22 protein-coding genes and 1 riboswitch are annotated in these 25086 nt (G+C 62.2%); of the genes, 9 read left to right on the top strand and 13 right to left on the bottom strand.

Going from position 1 to position 25086, the window contains the following annotated elements; all coding sequences use genetic code 11:
* The first annotated feature begins 140 nt into the window (after window positions 1–140).
* Window positions 141–2324 carry an ABC transporter substrate-binding protein gene (locus tag BMZ79_RS02625; RefSeq protein ID WP_090636278.1) on the top strand — a complete coding sequence of 728 codons (2184 nt, stop codon included), beginning with the start codon at window positions 141–143 and terminating at the stop codon, window positions 2322–2324.
* A gap of 370 nt (window positions 2325–2694) precedes the next feature.
* Here BMZ79_RS02625 and BMZ79_RS02615 read toward each other — a convergent pair whose 3' ends face one another.
* The 7 genes from BMZ79_RS02615 to BMZ79_RS02585 all read right to left on the bottom strand — a co-directional run bounded on the left by BMZ79_RS02615 (window position 2695) and on the right by BMZ79_RS02585 (window position 13042).
* Complete coding sequence (locus tag BMZ79_RS02615) at window positions 2695–5094, bottom strand: glycoside hydrolase family 95 protein (protein ID WP_090636275.1); 2400 nt, start codon at window positions 5092–5094, stop codon at window positions 2695–2697.
* Between the two features lie 210 nt (window positions 5095–5304).
* Entirely contained in the window at window positions 5305–6861 is a 1557-nt protein-coding gene (locus BMZ79_RS02610; RefSeq protein ID WP_090636273.1) for an ABC-F family ATP-binding cassette domain-containing protein, read from the bottom strand.
* 157 nt (window positions 6862–7018) lie between these two features.
* Complete coding sequence (locus BMZ79_RS02605) at window positions 7019–7822, bottom strand: DUF2935 domain-containing protein (RefSeq protein ID WP_090636271.1); 804 nt, start codon at window positions 7820–7822, stop codon at window positions 7019–7021.
* Window positions 7823–7920: 98 nt separating this feature from the next.
* Window positions 7921–9042 (bottom strand): Ger(x)C family spore germination protein, encoded by a 1122-nt coding sequence (locus tag BMZ79_RS02600; RefSeq protein ID WP_177221975.1) that lies wholly within the window; start codon window positions 9040–9042, stop codon window positions 7921–7923.
* Window positions 9039–10157, bottom strand: coding sequence for a GerAB/ArcD/ProY family transporter (locus tag BMZ79_RS02595; RefSeq protein WP_090636268.1), 1119 nt, complete (start codon window positions 10155–10157; stop codon window positions 9039–9041). Before BMZ79_RS02595 ends, BMZ79_RS02600 begins: the two co-directional genes overlap by 4 nt.
* Window positions 10154–11707 (bottom strand): spore germination protein, encoded by a 1554-nt coding sequence (locus BMZ79_RS02590; RefSeq protein ID WP_090636267.1) that lies wholly within the window; start codon window positions 11705–11707, stop codon window positions 10154–10156. The genes BMZ79_RS02595 and BMZ79_RS02590 overlap by 4 nt, the downstream gene beginning before the upstream one ends.
* A gap of 219 nt (window positions 11708–11926) precedes the next feature.
* Window positions 11927–13042 (bottom strand): threonine aldolase family protein, encoded by a 1116-nt coding sequence (locus BMZ79_RS02585; RefSeq protein WP_090636265.1) that lies wholly within the window; start codon window positions 13040–13042, stop codon window positions 11927–11929.
* 208 nt (window positions 13043–13250) lie between these two features.
* Here BMZ79_RS02585 and BMZ79_RS02580 point away from each other — a divergent pair, with 208 nt between their 5' ends.
* From BMZ79_RS02580 to BMZ79_RS02570, 3 genes are all read left to right on the top strand, one after another.
* Entirely contained in the window at window positions 13251–13538 is a 288-nt protein-coding gene (locus tag BMZ79_RS02580; protein ID WP_090636263.1) for a hypothetical protein, read from the top strand.
* A gap of 118 nt (window positions 13539–13656) precedes the next feature.
* On the top strand, window positions 13657–14274 hold the full coding sequence (locus tag BMZ79_RS02575; RefSeq protein WP_090636262.1) for a thymidine kinase: 618 nt from the start codon (window positions 13657–13659) through the stop codon (window positions 14272–14274).
* Window positions 14275–14471: 197 nt separating this feature from the next.
* Window positions 14472–15935: a DHA2 family efflux MFS transporter permease subunit gene (locus BMZ79_RS02570; protein WP_090636260.1), complete on the top strand. Its 1464-nt coding sequence runs from the start codon at window positions 14472–14474 to the stop codon at window positions 15933–15935.
* 221 nt (window positions 15936–16156) lie between these two features.
* Here BMZ79_RS02570 and BMZ79_RS02565 read toward each other — a convergent pair whose 3' ends face one another.
* Window positions 16157–16861, bottom strand: a complete 705-nt coding sequence (locus BMZ79_RS02565; protein WP_090636258.1) for an SDR family NAD(P)-dependent oxidoreductase — start codon at window positions 16859–16861, stop codon at window positions 16157–16159.
* Between the two features lie 209 nt (window positions 16862–17070).
* Between BMZ79_RS02565 and BMZ79_RS34115 the strand changes: the two genes are divergently transcribed.
* Entirely contained in the window at window positions 17071–17241 is a 171-nt protein-coding gene (locus BMZ79_RS34115) for a hypothetical protein (RefSeq protein WP_177221973.1), read from the top strand.
* A 173-nt stretch (window positions 17242–17414) separates the two neighbouring features.
* Here the strand turns inward: BMZ79_RS34115 and BMZ79_RS02560 are convergent, their stop codons facing one another.
* The 5 genes from BMZ79_RS02560 to BMZ79_RS02540 form a co-directional block, all read right to left on the bottom strand.
* A complete protein-coding gene (locus BMZ79_RS02560) occupies window positions 17415–17954 on the bottom strand; it encodes a DUF1697 domain-containing protein (protein WP_090636257.1) in 540 nt (179 codons plus the stop codon).
* 75 nt (window positions 17955–18029) lie between these two features.
* On the bottom strand, window positions 18030–18995 hold the full coding sequence (locus BMZ79_RS02555; protein ID WP_090637098.1) for an EamA family transporter: 966 nt from the start codon (window positions 18993–18995) through the stop codon (window positions 18030–18032).
* Window positions 18996–19100: 105 nt separating this feature from the next.
* A riboswitch (purine riboswitch) is annotated at window positions 19101–19197 on the bottom strand.
* A 63-nt stretch (window positions 19198–19260) separates the two neighbouring features.
* Entirely contained in the window at window positions 19261–20346 is a 1086-nt protein-coding gene (locus tag BMZ79_RS02550) for a glucosaminidase domain-containing protein (protein ID WP_090636255.1), read from the bottom strand.
* 205 nt (window positions 20347–20551) lie between these two features.
* The gene (locus BMZ79_RS02545) at window positions 20552–20980 is read right to left on the bottom strand and encodes a DUF2203 domain-containing protein (protein ID WP_090636253.1); all 429 of its coding nucleotides are present in this window, start codon (window positions 20978–20980) and stop codon (window positions 20552–20554) included.
* 151 nt (window positions 20981–21131) lie between these two features.
* Complete coding sequence (locus BMZ79_RS02540; RefSeq protein WP_090636252.1) at window positions 21132–22103, bottom strand: Gfo/Idh/MocA family protein; 972 nt, start codon at window positions 22101–22103, stop codon at window positions 21132–21134.
* Window positions 22104–22305: 202 nt separating this feature from the next.
* Here BMZ79_RS02540 and BMZ79_RS02535 point away from each other — a divergent pair, with 202 nt between their 5' ends.
* From BMZ79_RS02535 to BMZ79_RS02520, 4 genes are all read left to right on the top strand, one after another.
* The gene (locus BMZ79_RS02535) at window positions 22306–22863 is read left to right on the top strand and encodes a superoxide dismutase family protein (RefSeq protein ID WP_090636250.1); all 558 of its coding nucleotides are present in this window, start codon (window positions 22306–22308) and stop codon (window positions 22861–22863) included.
* Between the two features lie 175 nt (window positions 22864–23038).
* Window positions 23039–23491, top strand: coding sequence for a cupin domain-containing protein (locus tag BMZ79_RS02530; protein WP_090637096.1), 453 nt, complete (start codon window positions 23039–23041; stop codon window positions 23489–23491).
* 255 nt (window positions 23492–23746) lie between these two features.
* Entirely contained in the window at window positions 23747–24262 is a 516-nt protein-coding gene (locus BMZ79_RS02525) for a C40 family peptidase (protein ID WP_090636249.1), read from the top strand.
* A 138-nt stretch (window positions 24263–24400) separates the two neighbouring features.
* Entirely contained in the window at window positions 24401–25039 is a 639-nt protein-coding gene (locus tag BMZ79_RS02520; protein ID WP_143088871.1) for a methyltransferase domain-containing protein, read from the top strand.
* The last annotated feature ends 47 nt before the right edge of the window (window positions 25040–25086 follow it).

Raw genomic sequence — 25086 nt, 5'->3', positions numbered from 1 at the left:
CGCTCCGATCAGGCGCCGTTGTCGGCGCGAATAGCTTGCGTATCTTGCTTCCATTTATTGTAGCCGATAAAATAAGAACAAAAAGTGAAAGTTATTTTTTCGGCTTTTCCTATTTTAATGACGGAGCGGAGGCGGACGGGATGAAAATCAGGCGGCACTACTTGTCGCTGCGCAAGCTGTATCCGCAGGTCCGCGAGCGGGAACCGCTCGAGGTAACGACGCAGGAGCTGGCGGAGGCGCTCGACTGCACGCACCGCAACATGGTGCTGCTGCTGCGGCGCATGCAGCGGGAAGGCTGGCTCGGCTGGGAGCCGAAGCGCGGGCGCGGCAACCGTTCCGTCCTGCGGTTTCTGGCCGCCAAGGACGAGCTGATCCTCGCGGAGGCGCAGGAAATCGCGGAACGGCAGGATCTGGCCCGCGCCGCCGCCTACCTCGGCGAAGAGGACGATGCCGGGGGCGGGCTTCGCGCCCGGTTCCAGGATTGGCTGTCGGGCCGGTTCGGCTTCCGGTCCGAGTTGCGGGGCGAGCGGCGGCTCGATCTGCTGCGTTTTCCGCTGCCCCAGCGCATCGATTCGCTGGATCCCGCGGAGATGCATTTCGCCGGCGAGTCGCACCTCGTCAATCAGCTCTTCGACGGGCTTGTCCGCATGGGACCCGGCGGAACGGAACCGCTGCCGCATCTGGCTCATGCCTGGGAAACGGACCCGTCGCGGCGGTCATGGACGTTCTACCTGCGCAAGGGCGTCCTGTTCCATAACGGCCGGGAGCTGACCGCCGCGGACGTGAAGTTCTCCTTCGAGCGGCTTCAGCGGCTGGCGCCGAAGGGGCTGTTCAGCCTGGTGTACCGGGCAATCGCCGCGATCGAAACGCCGGACGAACGCACCGTCGCCTTCCGCCTGCGGTCGCCGAACGAGCTGTTCCTGCCGTTTTTGGCCACGAACCGCGCGTCGATCGTGCCGGCTCTTCCCGAGCTGGAGAACGGCGCCTTATTGGGACTGCACCCCGTCGGGACCGGTCCGTTCCGCCTTGCCGGGAGCAGCCATGGGATCTTCACGCTGGAGGCGTTCGCGCCGTATTTTCAAGGCAGGGGCTTTCTGGACGTCGTGGAGGTGTGGACCGATCCCGAGCGTCGCGAGACTGCTTCTGTCGGGAATGCCGCGGGCAGAGATGGCGAGGGCAAGGACGAAGCGGACGGTAAGACGGTTGGAAATGCCTTCGAGGCCGCGGACGGCGCCGAAGCGCCCGCCTTTCAGGTCATGCACAACGTGAGGCTGACGGGACCGGCGGCGGAGCGGCTTCAGCAGATCAGGCAGTCCGGCACGACGTGCAAATTTCTGACCGTCAACGAGCTGCGCGACGGTCCGCTGCGCGATCCCGCCGTCCGTGCGGCGCTGGACGCGGCGCTCGACCGGGGACGGCTGATCGAGCGGCTGTCCGGCGACGTCATCGAAGCCGCGGACAGCTTCTGGCCGGAGACGGCCTCGGGTGACGCGGCCGGTTGGGGCGCTGGCGCGCATGGGCTCGGAGGTTTATTTTCCGCTGGCGGTATGGCCGATTCGGTGAATGCAGAACGATTTGCGGCTCTAAGGGAATCCGGAGATGGCGAAGGCGGCGCTGGCAGGCGTTCGGGCCAGGCCTCCGATCCCGGCGGCGATGCCGAGGGGGCGCGGACCTTCGGCGATGTTGAAGGAGCGAGGAGCGTTATCGATGCTGACGGAGCGAGGGACGGTATCGATGCCGCCGACACTGCCAGCGAGCCCGGCAACGAAAGCGCTTTTACGTCGATGCCTGCCGCTTCCCGGCTCGCGACCGCGGACGGCGATGTCGCCCCCATCGTGCTCGCCACCATTCCCCAGTATCGCAACGACGCCGAGCTTGTGCGGGATGAATGCCTGAAAGCCGGCATTCGGATGAGCATCGAGCTGATTCCCGCCGAGCTGTTCAAAGGAGAGTCCCGTTTGAGGGCAGACCTGCTGCTCTTCGCGGTCATGCTGGACGAACATCGCGAGCTAAGGCTCATCGAGCTGTTCAGGAGCATGCTGCACCACTTGCTGCCCGGGACCAGACAGGACTTGGAGCGTCGAATCGACGAGCTGATGACCTTACGTGACGGAGAACGGCGCAACGCGGCGCTGCGGTCCATCGAAGCGGAGCTGCGCGCGTCGCGGAGCTTGCTGTTCCTCTACCGCAAACATCTGAAAACCGCCTTCCATCCGTCGGTCCGCGGCATCTCGCTGGATTCCTTGGGCTGGGTGCGGTTCCGCGACCTGTGGTTCAAGCCGGAGGAACTCCAAGAGGAGCGGCAGCGGCCCGAAGCGGAGTAACCGCGTGCGAACGCCGCTCAGAATTTTCGACATTTTGCGATCCTTTGACAATCAGCGATCCTCACCTTCATCACCTGAAACCATCCGGGTTTCCATGCATGTAAGCCTTCTCACCTCCTTGCTTGAAAACCCCGATATTTCGCATACGGGCGCCCCCGCCACCTTCTTCCCCTGTCTCACGCTTCCAGCACGCGGGGACCTCGGCCCGGAAGTCGAGTGCTGCCACGCGCGCCCCCGCCTTCCCGATCACAAAAAAAAACCGCCCCGCCGGCCAATGGCCGATGGGACGGTCCTTCTTTACGATCGCCACGCGGCGCATCTCACGATCCGCCGGTTGCGCCGAGACCGCCAACACAAGTACCGCGCGACTCTACGCCCGCGCGACCGTGTACCGGCCGCCGGCTTCCGTCCGGAACCGGACGCGGCCGTCTTCGAGCCGCTCGAGCTCGACCGGCGCCGCTTCGCCGCCAGACGTCGCGGCCGACACCGCGACCGGACCGTCCGCCGCGAGCACGCAGGCTTCGCCGCCGTGCGAGACGATCTCGGCTTCCGCCAGCTTGCCGCCCGACCAGCGCAGGCTCACCCCGAAGCCGCCGCGGGCGCGCAGACCGGAGACCCGGCCTTCCGGCCAGGCGGACGGCAGCGCGGGCAGCAGCCGCAGCTCATTCAAGTGCGACTGCAGCAGCATCTCGGCGATGCCGGCGCTTGCCGCGAAATTGCCGTCGATTTGGAACGGCGGATGCGCGTCGAACAGGTTCGGGTAGACGCCGCCCTTGTGGTAATTGTCCGGCTCGTCCTCGCGCACGATTTTCAGCAGGTTGTCGAGCAGGCCGAGCGCCCGGTCGCCGTCGCCGAAACGCGCCCAGAGCGACACTTTCCAGCCGAGGCTCCAGCCGGTGCCTTCGTCGCCGCGGCGCTCGAGCGACGTCTTCGCCGCTTCGAACAGCTCCGGCGTCGCGTCCGCCGTCAGCTGGCGGCCCGGGTACACGCCGAACAGGTGCGAAACGTGGCGATGGTGCACGTCCTCGTCCTCGTAGTCGCCGCTCGCCCATTCCTGCAGCTGCCCGTGACGGCCGACGGCGAGCGGCAGCAGCCGTTCGCGCGCGGCGGCGAGTTCCGCCGCGAACGCTTCGTCCTCGCCGAGCGTCTCGGACGCCTCGATCAGGTTCGTGAACAGATCCCAGATCAGCTCGAGGTCCATGGACGACGCGCTCGTCACGCCGGCCAGCCCGTCCGCGGTGCGGAACTTATGCTCCGGCGACGTCGACGGCATCGTGATCAGCCGGCCCTGGCCGTCGTCGACCAGCCAGTCGAGGCAGAAGAGCGCGGCTTCCTTCATGACGGGATAGGCCTGCTCCCGCAGGTAGGTCTTGTCCCGGCCGAACGCGTAGTGCTCCCACAGGTGCTGGCACAGCCAGACGCCGCCCATCGGCCAGCTGACCCAAATCGCGTCGCCGTTGCCGAAATCGCCGACGGGATCGGTCTGCGCCCACAGGTCGGTATTGTGATGCACCGTCCAGCCGCGCGTGCCGTAGTTGACGGCCGCGGTCCGCTTCCCCTTCTCGGCCAGCTCTCCGATGAAGCCGAGCAGCGGCTCGTGGCACTCCGCCAAATTGCAGCTCTCGACCGGCCAGTAATTCATCTGCGTGTTGATGTTGATCGTATAATTGCTGCTCCACGGCGCCCGCGTTTCCTTGTTCCAGATGCCCTGCAAATTCGTCGGCCGCGTGCCCGGACGCGAGCTCGCGATCGTCAGGTAGCGCCCGTAGTGGAAGATCAGCTCCGCCAAGCCCGGATCCTTCGCGCCGTAAGCCGCGACCCGCGCGTCCGTGTCCATCGCGTCCGGCGCCGCCGAAGGGCCGAGCTCCAGCTCGACGCGGTCGTACAGCGCGCGGTAATCGTCGACGTGACGGGCGCGCAGCGTCTCGTACGGCAGCGCCGCGGCCGCTTCCAGCGCGGCCGCCGCGATCGGTCCCGGCTCCTTGCCTTCGCTGCGCGGCATCCGGTCGAAGCCGTTGAAGCTCGTCGCCGCGCTCCAATACAAGACGGCCGCCGTGGCGCCGATGACGTGCAAGCCGTCGCCGTCGATCCAGGAGAAGCCGTCGCCGTCCTCGACCTTGACCGTCAGGCCGCCTTCGAACGAAATCGCCTCCGACGTGAACGGGTCGCCGTAGACGAGCGGCTCGTCCACCGGGTAATAGCTCGGGGCCGCATGCTCCGGCGCCACGCCGTGCATGACGTACCGCCCGTCGGCCGCGAACGTCTTATAGCGCAGCGGGCTGTCCAAACGGGCATGGAAGCCGAGCTTCCCGGCTTGGCTCGCCTGCAGGCGCAGCGCGATGACGCCGTCCGGATGCGAGGCGAACAGCTCCCGCGTGTAGACCACGCCGCCGACTTTATACGACACGGTTGTAACCGCTTGCGTCAAATCGAGCGAGCGCGCGTAATCGGAGTGGACGCTGCCGTGCTCGAACGTCAGCCGCAGATGGCCGAGCGGCATGTATGCCTGCGTGTACGGGCCCATCATTTCTTTGCACAGCATGTCCGCCTCGACGAACCGCTTCTCCCTGATCAGCCGGCGCACCTCCGGAAGCACTTCCTTCGCGCGCGGGTTGCTGCCATCGGTCGGATGGCCCGACCACAGCGTATCCTCGTTCAGTTGAATCTCTTCGCTCTCCACGCCGCCGTAGACCATGGCGCCGAGCCGGCCGTTTCCGACCGGCAGCGCTTCCGTCCATACGCGCGCGGGTCTGCCGTACTTCAATTTCAAATCGACACGCCCTTCCCAACTCATACTGGATGCATAATCCAATGTAGCGCGCCGGGACGAGGCCCGTCAAGCGCGAGGCTCGGCGATGGCCGCGGGCGGAGCGGATCCGGCGCATGCGCGCCGCGCCGCCCCGCTGCGCGACAAAAAAAGCCGCTTCGCGGATCGGGCCCATGCCCTCTCGCGCGAAGCGGCCCGCGTTCGGCCGTTGGATTAAAACACCTTCGTCGTCCACGATTCGCAGTTCCACGTCTCCGTCACGACGTCGCGGTAGAATTCCGGCTCGTGGGAGATCAGCAGGATGCTGCCCTTGTACGCCTGCAGCGCCCGCTTCAGCTCTTCCTTCGCGTCGACGTCCAAGTGGTTCGTCGGTTCGTCGAAGACGAGCACGTTGGACTCGCGGTTGATCAGCTTGCAGAGCCGGACCTTCGCCTTCTCGCCGCCGCTCAGCACCGCGATCTTGCTCTCGATGTGCTTCGTCGTCAAGCCGCAGCGCGCCAGCGCCGCGCGCACCTCGAACTGGGTGAACGAAGGAAATTCCTTCCACACTTCCTCGATGCAGGTGTTGTAGTTGGCATCCTTCACTTCCTGCTCGAAGTAGCCGATTTGCAAATGCTCGCCGCGCTGCACGGTCCCGGAGATCGCGGGAATCTCGCCCAGGATGCTGCGCAGCAAGGTCGTCTTCCCGATGCCGTTCGCGCCGACGAGGGCGATCTTCTGCCCGCGTTCCATGCGCAGGTCGAGCGGTCTCGACAGCGGCTCGTCATAGCCGATGACGAGCTGGTTCGTCTCGAAGATGAGCTTGCCGGAGGTCCGGCCTTCCTTGAACCCGAACTGCGGCTTCGGCTTCTCCTTCGCCAGCTCGATGACGTCCATCTTGTCGAGCTTCTTCTGGCGCGACATCGCCATGTTGCGGGTCGCGACGCTCGCTTTGTTCCGCGCGACGAAGTCCTTCAGGTCGGCGATTTCCTGCTGCTGGCGCTTGAACGCCGATTCCAGCTGCTGCTTCTTCATCTCGTAGACCTGCTGGAAATGGTCGTAATCGCCGACGTAGCGGGTCAGCTCCTGGTTTTCCATATGATAGATCAGGTTGATGACGTCGTTCAGGAACGGGATGTCGTGGGAGATCAGAATGAACGCGTTCTCGTATTCCTGCAAGTAGCGTTTCAGCCACGTAATATGCTGTTCGTCCAGATAGTTGGTCGGCTCGTCGAGCAGCAGGATGTCCGGCTTCTCGAGCAGCAGCTTCGCCAGCAGCACCTTCGTGCGCTGACCGCCGCTCAGGTCGGAGACGTCCTTGTCGAGGCCGATATCCGTCAGCCCGAGGCCGCGCGCCGTCTCCTCGATTTTGGCGTCGATCATGTAGAAGTCCTGGTTCGTCAGCGTGTCCTGGATCGTGCCCACGTCCTCGAGCAGCTGCTCCAGCTCTTCCGGCGTGACCTCGCCCATCCGGCCGTACATGTCGTTCATTTCCTGCTCCAGGTCGAACAGGTATTGGAACGCGCCTTTCAGCACGTCGCGAATCGTCAATCCGCGCTGCAGTACCGCGTGCTGGTCCAAGTACCCCACGCGCACGCGCTTCGACCATTCCACCTTGCCGTCGTCCGGCTGAAGCTTGCCCGTGATGATGTTCATGAAGGTGGACTTGCCTTCGCCGTTCGCGCCGATCAGTCCGATATGCTCGCCCTTCAGGAGCCGGAAGGACACATCGTTGAAAATCGCCCGGTCCCCGAAGCCGTGGCTAAGCCGTTCTACGTTTAATATGCTCATCGATGACACCTTTTCTGTTAGACTTTTTACTCCGTACTATTATAGCGTTCCGCCTCTCCCAACTCAATGAAAAATCGCCGCCCCGCGGAAGCTCCCCGCCCAAACAAAAAGACGGCCGTTAAAGGCCGTCCCCCGCAAGCGCATCGTCGATCGCGCGTCAAGAGCCGGCCCTCGGCCGGTCCGGATCGCAGTTCGGGCTCGGCACCAGCCCGAGCGCCGCCAGTTTGCGCAAGTAATAGCATTCCTCGCGCAGCATGTGATCGGGCACGAGCGGCGCGAGCCTGTCGAGCACCTCGTCGGTCAGCTCCCACGATTCCAATTCCGCGAGGAAGCTCCGGAACAGGTTCATCTCCAGGTCCACGTCCTTGTGGAACCGCCGGAACGCCGGAAAATCGCGCAGCTGCGTGCGCATGTAGCCCGCGAGCTCGATGCTCTTCAGGTACAGGTCGTGGAAATGCTTCATGAACTCCCGTCCGCGCTGCTGCAGCCGCTGCTCGACGGGATCGAGATCCCCCACGATCGTGGCGGCGTGGAAAGCCGCGTCCGTCAGCCACAGCAGGTCGTGGTGCAGCGCGGGAAACAGCGGGACCGGACGGCCCGCCTCCAACTCGCCGAGGATGCGCAAATATTCCTCCAGCTCGTTGACCATATGGTTGATGAACGACGGCGTCAGCCCGAACGTCAGCTGCCCGAGCAGCATCCGTTCGAGGAGGTGCAGCTTGAAGTTCCGCAGCTCTTCCGTCAGCGGGCGCGCCTCCGCCGTCACGGCCGCGGCCTCCGCTTCCGTCTGCGCGCCGCGCGCGCGGTCCAGCAACCCGTCGAACGACTGGATGAATCGCATGGCAAGCTCGATGTCCTTCGTTTCCATGGGCGCGAGCGCGTTCCGGATGAACCGGCTGTGATCTCCCAAGATTTGCAGCCAAAACCGATGCTCGAACAACACGGCGTCTTTCCCGTCCATGCCGGACCGCCACCTTTCCCGCTTGGTTTCGTCCGTTTAACCTATGCGGGCGGCGCGGCGATCATTACGCGGCGGAGGGCGGCCGTTGAAATCCGCGCTTACCGGACATCGCCCATATCGACGATCCGGGTGCGGACGCGCAGGTTGACCTCCGCCTGCCCGAACGCTTCGCCCCAGTTGTCCTGCACCTTTTTCCACGCGCGATATTGATAGGCTCTCGCGTACAAGCCGAAACCGATCGGGTCCAGGCGGTTCCGCTGCAGCTTGGCGACGAGCGCATCCATCTTGGCCTTCAGCTGTTCGTCGATCTGAGCCTCCAGCCCGGCGGCGTGCTTGTCGACGTCGAACGCGAACAGCCGCTCCGTCAGCCGAATGGGCAGCTCCAGGTCGATATCGAAGCGGAACCTGCCGCCGGCGTATGACGTCCGCATCTTGCGATCGACGTCGAGGACGTAAAAGCTGACGGCGCCGGTATTGATTGCCGAGCCTTTCTTCTGCTCCTCCGGCAGCAAAAGGGTGATCGACAGGTCGGATTTCTTGTCGTCCTGTACGATCTGCAGCATCAATGATTCATTCAAGTCGATCGACGCGACATAGCGCCCTTCGTGATTCAGCAGCGCCGAGCTGTCGGCCACGACCTCGCGCTCGTTTTTTCGGATAATCGTCATGTCCGGCGTCCGCCCCCGCTCGTACAATTGGCGATGCATCTCCCAAAGCGTCGTTTCCTCGACGAGATTGCGTTTATAAGTCGTATCGAGCAGCTTCGCGATATGCAAGGACATCCGCCGCTTGTCCGGCGGCGCGAAATACATGATGTCCGCGACCGAGCCTTCGACGGCTACGAGTCTGGCGTTATTCCGCGTCTTGGAATCGCGGTAGAAGAGATCGAGCAAATCGACCCAATCGGGCTGCTGCAGCACCTTCTTGCCGATCAAGACGCTTTGCAGCTTCCCCGTGCTGATGAGCGCCGATACGCGGCTGTCGAGAGGCCCTCTGGAATCCCGGAGCGTCAGCGCGCTCACCTGCGTCACTTCGTTCTTGTGCTTCGCCTCCTTGCTGAACACCGGGCTGGAGGAGTAGACGACCAGGTGATTGTCCTTGTCCAGATCGACGCCCATCATCAGCACGAGCGTGATGTCTTCCAGGTTCATCCGGTCCTTGCACGCCGGCAGAAGGAGCAGCGCCGACAATGCCGCCAACAGGAAAGCGGCCCGCGTCATGTCGACCACCGCTTGAATCTCAGCAGGACGGAGAGGATGCACCAGAGGCAGACGGGCAGCAGGTAGGCGATCGCGAATCCGAACGAGCTGAACCATTTCAGCGCGCTCGAGCTGGCGTTCCAATCCGGGTTCCAGATCCACGTGACCAGGAACATGCCCCCCAGCAGCATAGCGATATACGTGCCTGGCTTGCCGGCGACGAACAAGCGCTTCATGCAATACACGCTCATGTATAGCGACGGGATCCAGGTCTTGGAGATGATCAGCAGGTACCAGGTCAGCATGATGATGTCGAACCGCTCGACGTACCGGGTCTCGAGGATCTTGAAGATCGAGATGACGGGTTGGTTGAATTGCGTGATTTCATCGGGGCTGTACGTCAGGAAGCAAACGAGCGTAATGAACAGGTAGACGCACAGCGTATACGTGTTCGCGATCAGTACGCCGAGGGACGCGTGCTGCTTCTTCTCCAGGTTGGGGTAGATGAAGAAAATGATTTCGAACCCGAGAAACGACAAGATCGTCGTCGGGACCGCGTTCATCACGGGCAGCCAGCCTTCCTTCAGCACCGGAAGCAGATGCAGCCAGTTGCCTTCCCGCAGCAGCACCCCCAAGATTGCCAGCATCCAAACCGACGTATACACGACGATTTCCGCATAGCGGCCTATGACGCGAACCCCGCCCTTGACGATCATGTAAGCAGGGATGAAGAAGAGAAGCATGAGGACGTACGTTTTGGACTGCTGCATGATCCAGCTCTGCACGAGCAGGACCATCCGGTCCAGGATCAGGAAGGCGTAGAGGGTCGCGTAAACGCCGAAGAAGATCATAGACAGCCGTCCGAGCCACCGGCCGAAGTAGCGGGAGACCAGCTCGACGACCGTCCCCGTCGGATGTTTCTTCATGACTTGGACGATGATCAAGCCGGCGGCGAGCGATCCCAGCCAGCCGGCGAACAGCGCGATCCAGCCGTCGGTACCGCCGATTCGCGCCAAATCCGACGGCAGCGACAAGGCCGACACGCCAAGCTGCATGCTATGAATGATCAAGACGAACTGCGTGATCGTGATCCGGTTCTGTTTGGCGTCCGGCTTCAGATAGGCCATGCCGTTCATGGAGCCCCGCCTCCTTCGCCGCCGGAGCCGATTCGCCGCTTCTGCAGGGAGCGCACGCTTCTCGGCCGCTTGATCATCATCCGGAGCGGCAGCCGAACGAACACGTCCTTCCAATCCTCGACGCGCGCGGGCGCGAGCGGGGAGCTGTACGCTTCGCCGAGCGACCGCATCGTAATGATGCGCGCCATGATGATCATGAAGCAGGCGACGAGACCGACGATGCCGAAGAGCGACGCGGCGATCATGATGGGGAACCGCGTCAGCCGGATGGACGCCGCCATGTCGTAATTGGGAATGATGAACGACGCGACGGCCGTCGTCGCGACGACCACGACCATCAGATTACTGACGATGCCGGCTTGCACGGCCGCTTGTCCGATGACGATGCCGCCGACGATCCCGACGGTTTGCCCCACCGGCGCGGGCAGCCGCACCCCGGCCTCCCGCAGCATCTCCAGCGTCACTTCCATGATCAGCGCCTCGAGGAACGGCGGGAACGGCACCGAAGCGCGGAACTGGCCGATCGAGAGAATGAGGTCGAGCGGAATGATCTCGTAATTGAACGAGATCGCCGCGATATACAAGCCGGGCAGGAAGACGGCGATCAGGCACGCGAACAGACGGAGCACCCGCAGGAAGCTGGCGATCGGCCATCGCGTGCTGTAATCGTCGATGCCGTGGAAGAACGCGACCAGACTGACGGGAGCGATCAAGGCGCTGGAAGAGCGGTCGACGACGAGGCACACCCGGCCCTGCAGCAGCTGGGACGAAGCCGTGTCCGGCCGCTCCGTCGTAATGAATTGCGGGAAGAAATACAGCACGTTGTCTTCCAGCAGCTCCGCCAGCTCGCCCGTATTGAGGATGCAGTCCACCCGGAGCGCGCGCAGCCGCTTCTCCATCGTTTCGATCAATTCGGGCTCCGTCACGTCCTCCATGTAAAGCAGTGATACGCTGCACGGGGCTCGCTCGCCGACCATGTATTCCTTGATCTTGAGTTCGCGCGTGGGCAAATAGCGGCGAATGAGGGCAATGTTGGATTCGGCCGTTTCCACGAACGCCTGATGCGAGCCCTTCAGCGACGCTTCGATTTGGGAATCGGTAATGGCGCGCTGCGGCCAGCCCTGCGTATCCATCGCGAAGGCTTGCGCCAAGCCGTCGACGAACAGGATGCTCCGCCCGTCGAGGATGTCTCTTTCGATAAGAGGCCAGTCGGCGCGCCGCTTCAATCTGCCCAGCGTCACCGGCAGATAGCCGGAAGGGCTTCCATCCGGCACATGGCGCATGAGTTCATGCAAAATGTTATTATTGATGGCATTTTTGTCCGACAGGCCGGAGAGATAGACGAGCGCGGCTTGACGGCCGGCTTGCTCGTAGCGGAAGGTGCGGACGACCAGGTCGGGCGTATGGCTGAAGACGCGGCGCAGCTCCGCCAGGTTCCGTTCCAGCCCGGCGGCGACCGGAGCGCGGCCGCTCGCGGAAGCTCCGCCGCGGCGCGCGGCGGATTGGCCGCTTGCCAGCGCTAGCTTGACCAAGCGTCGTAAGATGGACATGGCGAGGCCTCCCTCTTTTTTCTAGTCCCGTTCCTTCATTTTGCCAATCGGCGGTTGGGATTATTCGCATGGCGAAGCGGCCTCCGGAAACGGAGGAGGGAGAAGCATGGAAGCCGGAGCCATGACAAAAAGTCCCGCAGCTTCCGCTGCGGGACTATCTTTCTGCCAATATTTCCCCATTCTGCAAAAACGCATCCAACGATTGGAATCGGCCGGCCGCTATTGCTCCGCCTCCGGCTCGGCAGCTTGAGCGCCGAGCGCTTCGTCGAGCTGCCGGAACGCTTCGCGCAGCTTCTCCGCCGGCACGCCGGCATACCGGTCGCCCAAGCTGACCTCGAATTGGCTTCCGCCTTCCGCGGCGGCGTTGACGTACGCGGTCAACCCCACGCCGGTCCGCTCGGCGATGCCGGCGAAGATCCGCTCCGCGTCTTCCTTCGGCGCGTCGAGATGGACGTGGAACATGTTCGACACCGGCGTCTCCGGCCGCGTCTTCGCGCCGCGGCAGCCGTTGAACAGCCCGGCCAGCTCGACGGCGTCCCGGTAGTACCGCTCCATCTTCGGCACCCGTTCGCGGAAATAGCGCGCGGCCGGAATGATGTACGGATACAGGCTGATCAGATCGCCCCCGTGCCGGCGTTTCCAGATTTTCGACTCGGCCGCGAAGTCTTCGGGCCCCGCGAGAATCGCGCCCGCGATGCCGCCGATGCCCTTGTAGAACGAGACGTAGACGCTGTCGAACAGCGCGCAGACCTGTGCGGCGGTCTTGCCGTAGTAAGGCAAAATTTCGAACAGGCGCGCCCCGTCGAGGTGAAGCTTGATGCCCCGCTCGCGGCACAGCGCCGACATGGCCTCCAGCTCCGCGTAATCCGGCAGCTGCCCGCCGATTTCGCGCTGCGGCAGCTCGAGCAGCAGGCAGGCGACGTCGGCGCCCAGCGTCTCGACGTCCCGCGGCAGCACCGTGCGGCTCTTGTCCGCCAGCAGGATCGGCTCCAGCCGGTGCAGCTCGCGCAGCCCGTTCTGTTCGTGGATCTCGAGATGGCACAGCGGGTGATACGCGACCGTCGCGCTGCCCCGCCGGTCGCTCCAGATCCGCAGCGCGATCTGCTGCGCCATCGTCCCGCTCGGGAAGAAGACCGCGGCGGGCTTGCCCAAATATTCGGCTATCTCCGCCTGAAACCGTTCGATGACGGCGCCCGAGCCGTACATATCGCTCTCCGTCTCCCCGTCGATGCCGCGGAATGCTTCCAGCAGCACCTCCGCGTTGCGCCGGCCGTGTCCGCCGACGGGATACGCCGATTTGTCGAACGCCTGCTTCAGCGTGATGTTGTCGTCCATGTGCATGCTCCTTACGCGAACGGCCGCCCGGCCGTTCGTCCTTGATGGGAATGATTCGTCGCGATCAGCGTTCGCCGTTCGTTCTATTCGCCGCCGTTAGGCGGATTTCCTTCCGCCGGCAAAATCAGCAACGGCCCCGGTACGACCCGCTTCCCTCCGACATAGGATGTACCATGACCTTACTCTTCCCGCGGGGAGGTGATTTCAAATGACATTCGCACTCACCGACTGGATGCTCTATTCGATGTGGGTCGTGATGGGCGCCATGGGCCTCAATTTCCTTGTCGGCCTCTACCAATCCCTGAAGGACGGCGCGTTCTCCAGCGACCTCATCACGAAGTATCTGTCCGATCTCGTCATGTTCGTGCTCCCGCTGTTCATGCTTTCCAACATGACCGTCTTCGATAGCACCGGCTGGATCATGGAAACGGCTTACTACATTGGCGCATTCGGTGTCGTCGTCAAATATCTGATGGATTTGAAAGGCAAATTGTAATCGCGTTCAGGACAGCTGCCGGGAATCCGGCAGCTGTTTTATTTTGCCGGCGCCGCCTTGTCAGCTTCGTTCAAATATGGTACACCAGTAAAAGACATCATGCGTAGGAGAGATTGCAATGGCTCAGCTGTATTATAAATACGGAACGATGAACAGCGGCAAATCGTTCGAAATCATCAAGGTCGCCCACAACTACGAGGAACAGGGAAAACGGGTGCTCATCTATTCGCCGTCCTTCAGCGCGCGCGGCACGTCGAAGCTGGTCGGCTCGCGGGTCGGCTTCGAACGGGAAGCGATTCCGGTGGAGGCGGATACCGACCTGTACGCGGACGTCAAGTCGCATCTGTCCGCTTCGGGCCCGAAGCAAATTTACTGCGTGCTCATCGACGAGGCCCAGTTCCTGAAGAAGCATCATATCCTGGCGCTAACGCGCGTGGTGGACGAGCTGAACATCCCCGTGATGGCGTTCGGGCTCAAAAACGATTTTCAAAACCAACTGTTCGAAGGCAGCTATAATCTTCTGATCCAGGCGGACAAGATCGAAGAGATCAAGACGATCTGCTGGTATTGCGACCGCAAAGCGACGATGGTCATCCGGTTTCGCGACGGGAAGCCGAGCAACTCCGGCGAGCAGATCCAGATCGGCGGCAACGACGATTACAAGCCGGTCTGCAGGCGGTGCTACAACCAGGCCTTCCGCGAAATCGACACGGCGCTGGACGAACCGGAAGCCTAAGCGGCGGCAAGGGGCGGAGAACGCCTCTTTTTTATTTGTCCGGCAGCGCGGGAGAAGCGGTTTTCACTGACAGCCCTTGTCACCGGCGCGGGGTATGCTTAACGTTGAGAAGGGGCGAATTTCACGGCTACTTTTCCTTTGACTTCCATTTCGCCACGGCTTAAAGTGGAGACAAATCGTTTTTTAGGAGGCCCGACATGTCCGCTCAACGTACCGCTCCCCCGACCGTGCCGTTCACGTCCATGCGTCAATTGGTTGGTCCGCTTCTCGCCATCATCGTCGGCATTTTCATGGTCATTCTGGACAGTACGGCCGTCAACGTCGCGGTGCCCAAACTCGTGGACGACTTCCACAGCAAGCTGGAAACCGTCCAATGGACGATTACCGGCTACGCGCTCGCGCAGGCCGCCGTCATTCCGCTCGCCGGCTGGATGACGGACCGGTTCGGCTCCAAGCAGATTTTCATCGTCTCGCTCGTGCTCTTCACCATCGGCTCCGTCCTGTGCGCGACCGCGACTACCGTCGACCAGCTGATTTTCTACCGGGTGCTGCAAGGGCTCGGCGGCGGCATGGTCAGTCCGATCGCGTTCGCGATGACGTACCGGCTGAGCCCGCCGGAGAAAGCCGGCTCGATCATGGGACTCATGGGCCTGCCGATCCTGCTCGCGCCGGCGCTTGGACCGATCATCGCCGGCTACCTCGTCGACTACGTCGAATGGCAGTGGATCTTCCTGATCAACATCCCCGTCGGCATTGTCGGCGTCATTCTATGCGCGCTGCTGCTTCCGGGCCTGCCGAAAAAATCGCACACGTCGCTCGACATGCTGGGCATCCTGATCGGCCCGCTCGCGTTCGCCGGCTTGTCGTACGGACTGAGCGAAGGCTCCACCAGCTGGACGTCCGACAAGACGATCATCGGGCTCGTCGTCGGCGTCGTCGCCCTCGCCGCCTTCATCGCGATCGAGCTGAGCCGCAAGCAGGAGCCGCTGCTGGAGCTTCGCGTCTTCCGCTCCTCGCTCTTCACCCGCGGCATTCTCGTGCAATGGGTGCTTCAGTTCGTCATGTTCGGCATCATCTTCTCGGTGCCGTTCTTCATGCAGAAGCTAATGGGCATGTCCGCGTTCAAGGCCGGCATGTGGACGCTGCCGCAGGCGATCGCCGCGGGCGTGTTCATGCCGATCGGCGGCCGGCTGTACGATCGCATCGGAGCGCGGCCGCTCGTGCTGGCGGGGCTGACGATCGTCGGCGTCGGCGCGTTCCTGATCGCCCGGATTAACCCGACGGAAAGCCCGTGGCAGTTCCTCGTGCCGCGCGCGATGCTTGGCATGGGCATGGGGCTGTCGTTCCTCGGGCTGAACACCCACCTGATCCAATCCGCGCCGAGCAACCTCGTCAGCCGCGTCACCTCGCTGACCAGCGCGGCCCAGCAGATCATGACGTCGTTCTCGGTCGCCGGCCTCACGACGATCATCGCCAACCGGACGGCGCATTACGCGGCGGACGGCAAGGCGATGCCGGACGCGATGACCCATGCGTTCCACGATGCCTATTACGTTCTCGTCGGGCTGGCCGTGTTCGGCCTGCTGTGCGCGGCCACGCTGAAGCGGCCGAAGGCGGACGCAGCGAATCCGCCGGTCTCCCATGCGGTGGACATGGGCTGACGACATGACGAAAAGCGTTCCGGACCCGGGGTCCGGAACGCTTTTTTTGCCTCAGGCAAGTCATCCCGGCGGTGCCTGCCCCCTCTCCCGGGCGCAAAAAAGAACCGCGGTTCCCGGGCGCATCCGGGAAAACCGCGATAATCGTTTCACTGCATGAGGTCTTAAAATAGGGACTCCGTCGGGAGTCATTTGAGGACTCGTTCGTGACTCCAAACAAAAACTCAAATCGGCAGCTCGCGCCCGGCCGGATCGACGAATCCGTGCTTCTTGACCCGAAGGGGACGCACGCGCTCCAAAATGCCGACCAGCTGCCGGGCCGCTTCGACGGGATCGCCCGGCGCCCGGTCCCCGCCCATGTCGGTCTTCATCCAGCCCGGATGAATCGCCAGCACCTGGAAGCCCTGCGGCTCCAGCTCCTTGCGCAGCTTCTCCGACAGGAACGTGAGCGCGGATTTGGTCAAGCCGTACGGATAATCGCCGGCGTACGCGTTGGCGAACGCCCCCGCCTCGGACGAAATGTTCATGATGGACGGCAGGCTCGCTTTGCGCAGCGCCGGCAGCAGCGCCTGGATCAATTTGATCGGGCCGAACAGGTTCGTCTCGAACGAAGCCGCCACGTCCGCGAACGCCAGCGATTCGATGCCGGCCTCGCGGCCGAGCAGAATCGCGGCGTTGTTCACGAGCGCGTCGATCGGCGCTTCCCGCTCCTTCAATTCGGCGGCAAGCCGCTCGATCGACGCGTCGTTCGTGACGTCGAGCTCGAACAGCTCGATCCGCGCGCGAAGTTCTTCTTCCAATGCGCCGTAACGCGCTTCGGCCGCCGTTTTGTCGCGGACGCCCGCGACGATCTGATGGCCGCGCTTCGCGGCGATGACCGCCAGCTCGTAGCCCAATCCGCGGCTGGCGCCGGTAATGACGATTCTCATGAATGTTCAACCCCGCTTTCGTCAAACATAGTCTGGCCTCTATTATAACGCTTTCATGAACGCGGACGCCAATGGAAGCCATTTCCAATTCGATTGGCGAGCATTCGCCGTAAAGAATTCGTAACCGCGTATACGATGCCGGCCTCCGGGGGCATTCTACGATTGGCTGCCATTGCCATCCATCGCACGCTGCAAGGAGGTGTACATAGATGAACAACGCGAAAAACGAAGCATCCAAAGCCGACGTACAGTCCTCCGAGCTGAACAAGCTGCCGGTCCCGGGCCAGGACGACACCGAGTTCTCGGCCGAAGAAGCGGCCGAAGCGTTCCAATCCGGCGCTTCCGCCAACCGTTCGGCGCAGAACGAGGAAGAAGCATAAACGGTTCGCGAGCGGTGAATTCGCCGTTTGCACGCACGCGCGCCGCGCGCCGCGAAAAGAAGCCTCCCGCATCCCGGGAGGCTTCTTCCTTTACGTTGTCTTCGGTTCGTATTCCGTGCATTGATGGTTCGCCGCTTCATTCCGGCGCCGGCAATCCGCGGAGGCGAGCTCCGTCAGTCCATCGCGCGCAGCATCGCCTGCAGCTTCACGACCGTGTTCCAATTGCGGGTCGTCACGGCGTCGCCGAGCTTGGCGAAATTGGCCGCCAGCTTGGAATCCAGGATGCTTTGGCCGTAGTGGCAGTAGACGACCGTGCCGTCCGCCTGAAACCGGTCCAGCTCCGAGCAGCCCGCGCTTAGCTTCTCCAGCTGCGGGCCGGTCAGCGGTTCGTTCAACACCGACAGGTGAACGCTCTTGCCCTCCGCCGCGGCCGCTTCCGCATAGGGACACCCGGCGACGATGGCGTCCAGCTCGCGCTGCTCGCGGATCATTACCTTGGCGCGAATGCCGGAGATTCGCGTAATGGCCTGCTCGATGGCGTCCCGGAGCGAGCCGGCGTCCTTCGCGGACCGGAAGACGACGTTGCCGCTCTGGATGTACGTCTGCACCTTCGAGAGGCCGATCGCTTCCAGCTCGCGCTTCAAGTCCGCCATGGCCAGCTTGTTCTTGCCGCCGACGTTGATGCCGCGAATGAGCGCGATGTAATTCGTCATGCCCGCTTCCTCCCATCGGTCCAAGCTGTCTCCACTATACCCGGCGCAAAGCCGAATGACAACGGAAACGTTGCGTTATGCCCGATGCGCCGCGCCTTTCGGCCGCGAATGCGGGAGCCGCCGGACGACCTCCGGCATCGCGACGCCGAGAAGCACCAGCACGACGCCGGCCCACTGCAGGACGCTCACCGATTCGTGCAGGACGACGGCGGACAGCATGACGGCGACCGGGAGCTCCGAAGCGCCGAGCACGGCGGCCATCCCTTCGCCGACGTGAGGCACGCCGGCCGCGAACAGCACGGGCGGGATGAAGGCGCCGAACAAGCCGAGCAAGAAGCCGAACAGCAGCAGCGGACCCCAGATCAGGCCGTTAAACAAGAAGGCCGGCGGAAACAGGACGAATACGAGAATCAGGCCGCCGGTGATCATCCAGGCGCTGCGATAGGCCGGCTCCGCGGACGGAACGGCTTTGCCGCTGAACAGGACGAACATCGTATAGCTGACGGCCGCCGACAGGCCCAACGCGGCGCCGAGCGCATCGAAGTTCGCCAGGCCGTGATCCAGAATGCCAGCCGCCATCAGCGTGCCGCCGAAGAGAACGGCGAGCGTAATCAGCATCAGATTGCTTGGCCGCTTGCGCCGGCGCAAAGCGTCGACCAGCACGCCCATCCACGTGAACTGGAACAGCAGGATGATCGCGAGCGAATTCGGAATATAGCGCAGCGATTGGTAATACAGCAGGCCCGTCAGCGCCGTCGGCATGCCCGCCGCCATCAGCAGCAGCCGCTGCTTCCACGACAGAGCGGGACGCGCCGGCGCGGCCGAACGGCCGCCCTCTCCTAAGCCGACGGCGTTGCGCCGTTTGCGGATGGCGGTCCGCTTCGTAGCCGCGGCCAGCAGCCAGGACAGCACGAAGCCGACCAGCAGCTGCGAGCCCACGACCTCGCCAAGCTCGTAACCGCGTCCGTACGCCTTGACGACGATGGTGGACAGAATGCCGTAGCTGACGGCGCCGAGGAACACCGCGATCGCGTATTTCATATCGAATTTCATAGCTATAATCTCTCCTTCCCAAGCCGGGCAGCAGGCGGCGGTTAATAAAGCCGTACGCACAAAAAACTTCCTAACCGCAAATATGAAGTCATCCGGGGATGAATCCATATTCGTAGTTAGGAAGTTACGGCTTCCTGTAGAAACCCTCGCCCTGCTGCGAGGCTATACGAACGATCCGAGCTGCTGCGAACTCAACATCGAAATCTTACATGACAAGTGAGCCACTGTCAACCGTTAATTCGCCCGTCTTGGCTCAAGTCAGCTTGCCGAAGTCGCCGCGCATGATCGTGCGGACATGCCCCGCCCATTTTCCGTTTGCCGGGCAGTACTTGCGCGCGACCTTCTCGATCGTCGTATAGCCCCGTTCCACGTAATTATCGTTGATCAGCTTGCCGAACTTTTTGACGCTGTCCCCTTTCGTGGCGAAGCTGAACGCCATCGCGTGCGCATTGCCGGTGACCGCGTTCAAACCGAACAGATTGTTCTTGGTCTTGGCCAGCTTGCTCTTGCCGTTGCCGCTCTCGAGCTTCATGACCGCGATCGTGAAGAACGCGTTGATGCCGTAATCCCGCTCCACGGCGAGGATGGCGTCCTCGAGGCCTTGATTCTCCAGTTTCGTTCCTTTGAGCAATTGGGAGATGTGCGCCTTCGTCAGCCCGGAATCGGACATGACCTTGGAAGACGGCTTCATGGGATCGCCGGAGGATGCGGATAACGGAGCGGCCGATTGCGCGGACACTTCGGACTTCGCTTTTGCTTGTGCTGGGGCATGCGCCGATTTCGCCGCTTCCGATGACGCGGACGAAGCGGCGGGAGCCGGCTCGGGAACCGCGGTTGCGGCGGGATCGATCGGGGCAGCGTAGCGGCCGTTGACGTAGCCGCCGCCCTTCAGCGCGAGCCAGCCGGCGGCGGTCGCGCCGACGACGTCGAGGCGCGTGTCTTGCTTCACTTCGCGGACAATATCGGCATCGGCGCTTGGCAGCGCGCGAACGTTCAGATAATAGGAGGTGACGCGATATGTACGGATGGAGGGAGCGGCTGCCGGAGCGATCGGTTTCTTGAGAGCGGCTGCCGTCTGTATATGAACCGTGGCCGAAGCTTTGGGGATGACCGTCGCGGGTTGAAAGAGCGACTTGGGCTGATCCGGCGCTACCGGCGCCGCGATCCTGGAAGCCGGCGCGGCCGACGCCGTGCCGTGCCATTGCGGGAAGCCGTACGCCATGTCGGCGGATCGGGCGCTTCCTTCATTCGTCAATAGGTTAAACGAGAAGAACAGAGACGCGAGAAGCGCCGCGATCATCAAATAAGCCACTGCATTCCACTGGATACTCCGGGTCATGACTTGCACCTCTTCCTTGGATTTTTAGGGGCCTTTCCGATATGAGTCTGATTGTAAAGGCTGTCTAACGAGAAGCATGTCAAAGCTTCTGTACGAATCGTATGAACTTTTGTCGACGGACATGCCTCTTCTGGCGAAATAAAAAGAAGCCTGATTGCTCAGGCTTCGAAAATGAGAAATTTCCAATGTTTTTTCGGTTTCTTCTTCAATTCGCCAAACCCGCGTCGGGATAGCGTTTTCGGGCTTTGTAGCCGTCCTCGTAGCCGTGGTAATAGGCCGCGCGTTCCTCGCCTTGCTTCCAGCAGATTAGAATTTCCTCACCATTGAGCACCGAAGGAAAATCGATCAGCCCCGGATTGATCATTTTAAGCAAGACGCCCTTGCGCTCGAAGTTGCCGATGGCCAGCTCCACTTCCATCCGCATGAACTCCAGCTGGGTCTCGAGCTCGAAGAACGGATCCGACGTTTCCGGACCTTCGGGCAGCGTGCCTTCCCTGCGCTGCTTCGTCAATTGATGAAGCAGCTCGAACTTCATTTCGAATTGCTGCGTGAGCAGCTGCAGCTTGATCAAGTCTTCCTGGAGCTCGGGCAGAAGCGCGTTCGCTTCTTCGATCGTAAACGTAACCGGCTTCATGTGTAGACATCCACTCCTCTACAGCCAGTTTACTGCAATTCGGCACAAAACGCCATTTGGACGAAGGTCCCGCGCGGCCCGGTCCCGCGAACGAAAAAAGGCCGGAGGCTCCCCTTGCGGGAGCCTCCGGCCGTGCGTGCGGTCAAGCGGATTACACCTTCGCGAGCGGCGAATAGCCGGCTGCTTCGTAGATCATTTCCGACAATTTCACGACCTTCAGCGCGAATTCGCCCGGAACGAGCACCTCGTGACGGCCCAGGATCGCGTCCGCGAAGCTCTTGTCCTGGTTCGTGGTCGCCTGCGGCAGCTCGGGCACGACCGGCTCCTGCTTCCACCGGCGCAGCGTGATTTTGCCGTTGTCGTAGAAGATGCCGCCCGTCTCGCCGCAGAAGACGAACGTCTCGTGCCAGCACGGCGAGTTGCCGACCAGGTTCAAGCCGGCGACCGCCCCTTCGGCGAACTTGATCGACGTGAAGGTGTCGATCTCGACCGGCGTGCCGTGCAGTTGGAGCTGCGGGGACACCTCGACCGGCGTGAGGTCCGTCGTCCACAGCAGCACGTCGATGATGTGGCTGCCGGAATCCATCAGGAAGCCGCCGCCGGACAAGGACGGATCTTGGCGCCACGAGCCGCTCGTGCCCTGCTTCCATTCTTGGTACAGCGAGGCGGTGACGGACGTCAGCTTGCCGATTTCGCCGCTTGCGATGGCATTCCGAATATACAGAAACTCAGGCTGGAAATGGCGCTGATACGACACCTGCAGCAGCTTGCCCGAATCCGCCGCGATCTGGATGAGCTGCGCGGCTTCGACCGACGAGCACGTCATCGGCTTCTCCAGCATCACGTGCAGACCCCTCCGCAGCGCGGCGCTCGCCTGCTCGAAATGAAGCGTATGCGGGGAGCAAATGACGACGGCGTCGACTTCGCCGCTGTCCAGCAGCTCCCGGTAATCCGTATACGTCTTGACGCCTTCGAGCGCCTGGTTCGCGATGAACCGGTCGCGGTTCTCCGCGCTCGTGTCCGCGAGCGCCGTGATCTTGACCTCGGGCAGTTCCTTCAGCTGGCGCGCATGCCAGCCGGCGATGCCGCCCGTTCCGATGATCCCCATGCGAATTGCGTTCAACTGCTTCGCCTCCTGATGAGATTGAAATTGGCTCTATCTCCATAAAAGTAGCACAATCGGCAAGCGCTACCAATCCAATATCGCGCCAACCTGCGGCCGCGCGCATCCCAAAAATCGCAATGTTTGGCGAATGGGATTGTAGGCAAAGCTAAGCAAGGAACACGACTACACGGAGCTGCAAACAGGAGGATGATTACCGATTATGAAACACGCACGTTTGTTAAAAGGCACGGCGGCCGTCGCGCTGCTTGCCGGACTCGCGGCCGTCAGCCCGCTTCGGGCGCTCGCGAGCGATCATCACGAAACGCAATCCCAGACGGTGACGGTGAAGATCATCGACGCGAAAGGCGAATCCATCGGCTCCGCCACGCTCATGCAGAAGGACGATCAGGTGCTCGTGCGCGTCGAAGCGAGCAAGCTGACGCCGGGCGAGCACGGCCTTCATTTCCACGAGACGGGCAAATGCGAGGCGCCGGCCTTCACGTCGGCAGGCGCGCACTTCAACCCGGCCGCGAGAATGCACGGCTTCAATAATCCGAAGGGCTTCCACAACGGCGACCTCCCGAACCTGAAGGTCGACGCCGCCGGCAACGCGAAAGCCGAATTCGAAACCAAGGTCGTGACGCTTGCGAAGGGGCAGCCGAATTCGCTGCTGAAGGACGGCGGCACGGCGCTCGTCATTCACGACAAAGCGGACGACTACGTTACCGACCCGTCGGGCAACTCCGGCGACCGGATCGCATGCGGGGTCATTCAATAATAGCGAGGCGCTTCGACGAAACCATGGCCGGGAAAACCTCCCGCCATGGTTTCTTTCGTTTACACGCCCGCGCAAATCCGGTACATTGGTAGAGTTGCGTTTCGCGCGTCATGGCTATAGATGAAGAGAGAAATTCGAAGACGAAGGAGCACGGAGAGACATGAGCAACGGCGTTATCACGAAGGAACGGTCGCCCTGGGTCAAGGCGCTGGATTTGACCCCCCATCCGGAGGGCGGCTGGTATAAAGAATTATGGAAGGCCGACTTCACGATTCCGCGGGAGGTGCTCGGGGAGCCGTATTCCGGCGATCGCGCCGCGGCGTCCTCCATTTATTTCGTCCTGCACCCGGACGAATTCTCCGAATGGCATACCGTGCTGTCGGACGAGCTGTGGCTCTGGCATGCCGGCAGCCCGCTGCTGCTGACGCTCGGGGGGACGGGCGAGCACCCCGCGACCGAGGAAGAAATCGTCGTCGGACCCGATATCGCGAACGGCCAGCGCCCGCAAGCGCTCGTTCCCGCGAAGGCCTGGCAGATGGCGAAGCCGCTCGGCGACGAGCCCGTGCTCGTGTCCTGCGTGGTGGCGCCGGGCTTTCATTACGACGATTTCCGGTTGATCGCCCGTTAACAGAACCTTAATATAGAAGAAAAGGAATCGTAATCGCCAACCAGGCAGATGCTGGTTGGTTTTTTCTTATTGTCAACCCCGGTTTCATGAATACTTTCTCATTTATTTCTAAGAAACCGGCTTTTCTCCATGGCAGGCAAGGACTTCCGTTTACATTGGTAAGTGGTGGAAAGTTTCGGCGTGTTATAGTCGGTTTAGGACATGACAATGACAGCCAAGACAACCACAAACTTACCGCCAGGAGGAAGTCTTCCTATGATTAATTTGCCATCCCGCTTCGCCAAACGCGCGCTTACGCTGACCTTGGGCCTTTCCATCGCCTTCACGGGCGCATTAACCCTCACGCCGCACACGACGCACGCCGCGACGGCTTCGTCCGCGTCCAAAACGTCGCTGGCCGCCAAAATCGAAGCCACGGGCATGAAATATTTGGGCAAGCCGTACAAATTCGGCGCGAAATCCGGCATTACCAGCGCGTTCGACTGCTCGTCCTTCACGCAGTACATCTTCAAGAAGAACGGCATCAGCCTGCCGCGTTCGTCCCAGCAGCAAGCGAAGGTCGGCGTGAAAGTATCCAAGAGCGCGCTGAAGCCCGGCGATCTCGTCTTCTCCGACACGAACGGCGACGGCGTCATCAACCACGTCAGCCTGTACATCGGCAACGGCAAGCTGCTGCATACGTACCGGGTCGGCATCGGCGTAACCGTCTCGACGTTCAAAGGCAGCGCGTGGGACCGCCACTTCGTCACGGCGCGGCGCGTCATTAAGTAAAGACTTCTATAAATACGGTAATCGCGGAGGCCCCAGCCTCCGCTTTTTTGCGCGGATGGGCAAGCGTAGAGACCTGTCAATTCGCCGTCCCATACACTATGGTAGCAAGCGGCGATCCGCTATCAGGAGGCATGGGCGATGAAACTCGACATTGGCTGCGGCGCGCATAAGCGCCCCGATTACTACGGCATCGACCGCATCGCGATGCCCGGCGTCAACTGGGTCGGCGACTTGAACGGCACGCTGCCGTTCCCGGACGATTCCGTCGACGACATCGCGGTATGCCGCATGCTGCCGTACGCGAACGACTTGGAAGCCGCGCTCGCGGAGCTCTACCGGATCGGCCGGCACGGGACCGTCCTGACCTTGCTCTGCCCGTACGCGCATCACTTCCGCCACGGCGCCAACCCGTATTTGAAACACCGCTTCGACGAGCATACGCCCCGTTATTTGACCCCCCGCTTCATGCAGCCCGAGGATGGGCTGCGCTGCCCCCCGATCGCGCCTTACGATTACGTTCCTCCGCTCCCTTACGACTTCCGCTTGCTTCGCATGGAGCTGTTCTACGAGCCGGCCTTCTCCCCGCCGCTGTACGAGCCGGAAGAGCTCGAGCTGCTCAAGGAGCTGCAGGCGAACGTCGTGGACGAAATCCTGTACCGCTTCGTCATCGTCAAGGATGTCCTGCCCGACGACGAGTGGCGGCGCCTCTGCCGGCTGGAACCGTCCGAGCCGCACGCCGTCCTGCAACTGCGAAATCGACAAGTCGCTGCCGATTAACGCCTCATAGGCAGGCGGGGACCCGCATATGCTCCTATAGTGCAATC

Origin of the sequence: Paenibacillus sp. UNC496MF, assembly GCF_900113915.1 — a bacterium.
GTDB lineage: Bacteria > Bacillota > Bacilli > Paenibacillales > Paenibacillaceae > Paenibacillus_Z > Paenibacillus_Z artemisiicola.
Note: the sequence above shows the minus strand (reverse complement) of the source record. Positions and strands in the feature narration are given on the sequence as shown.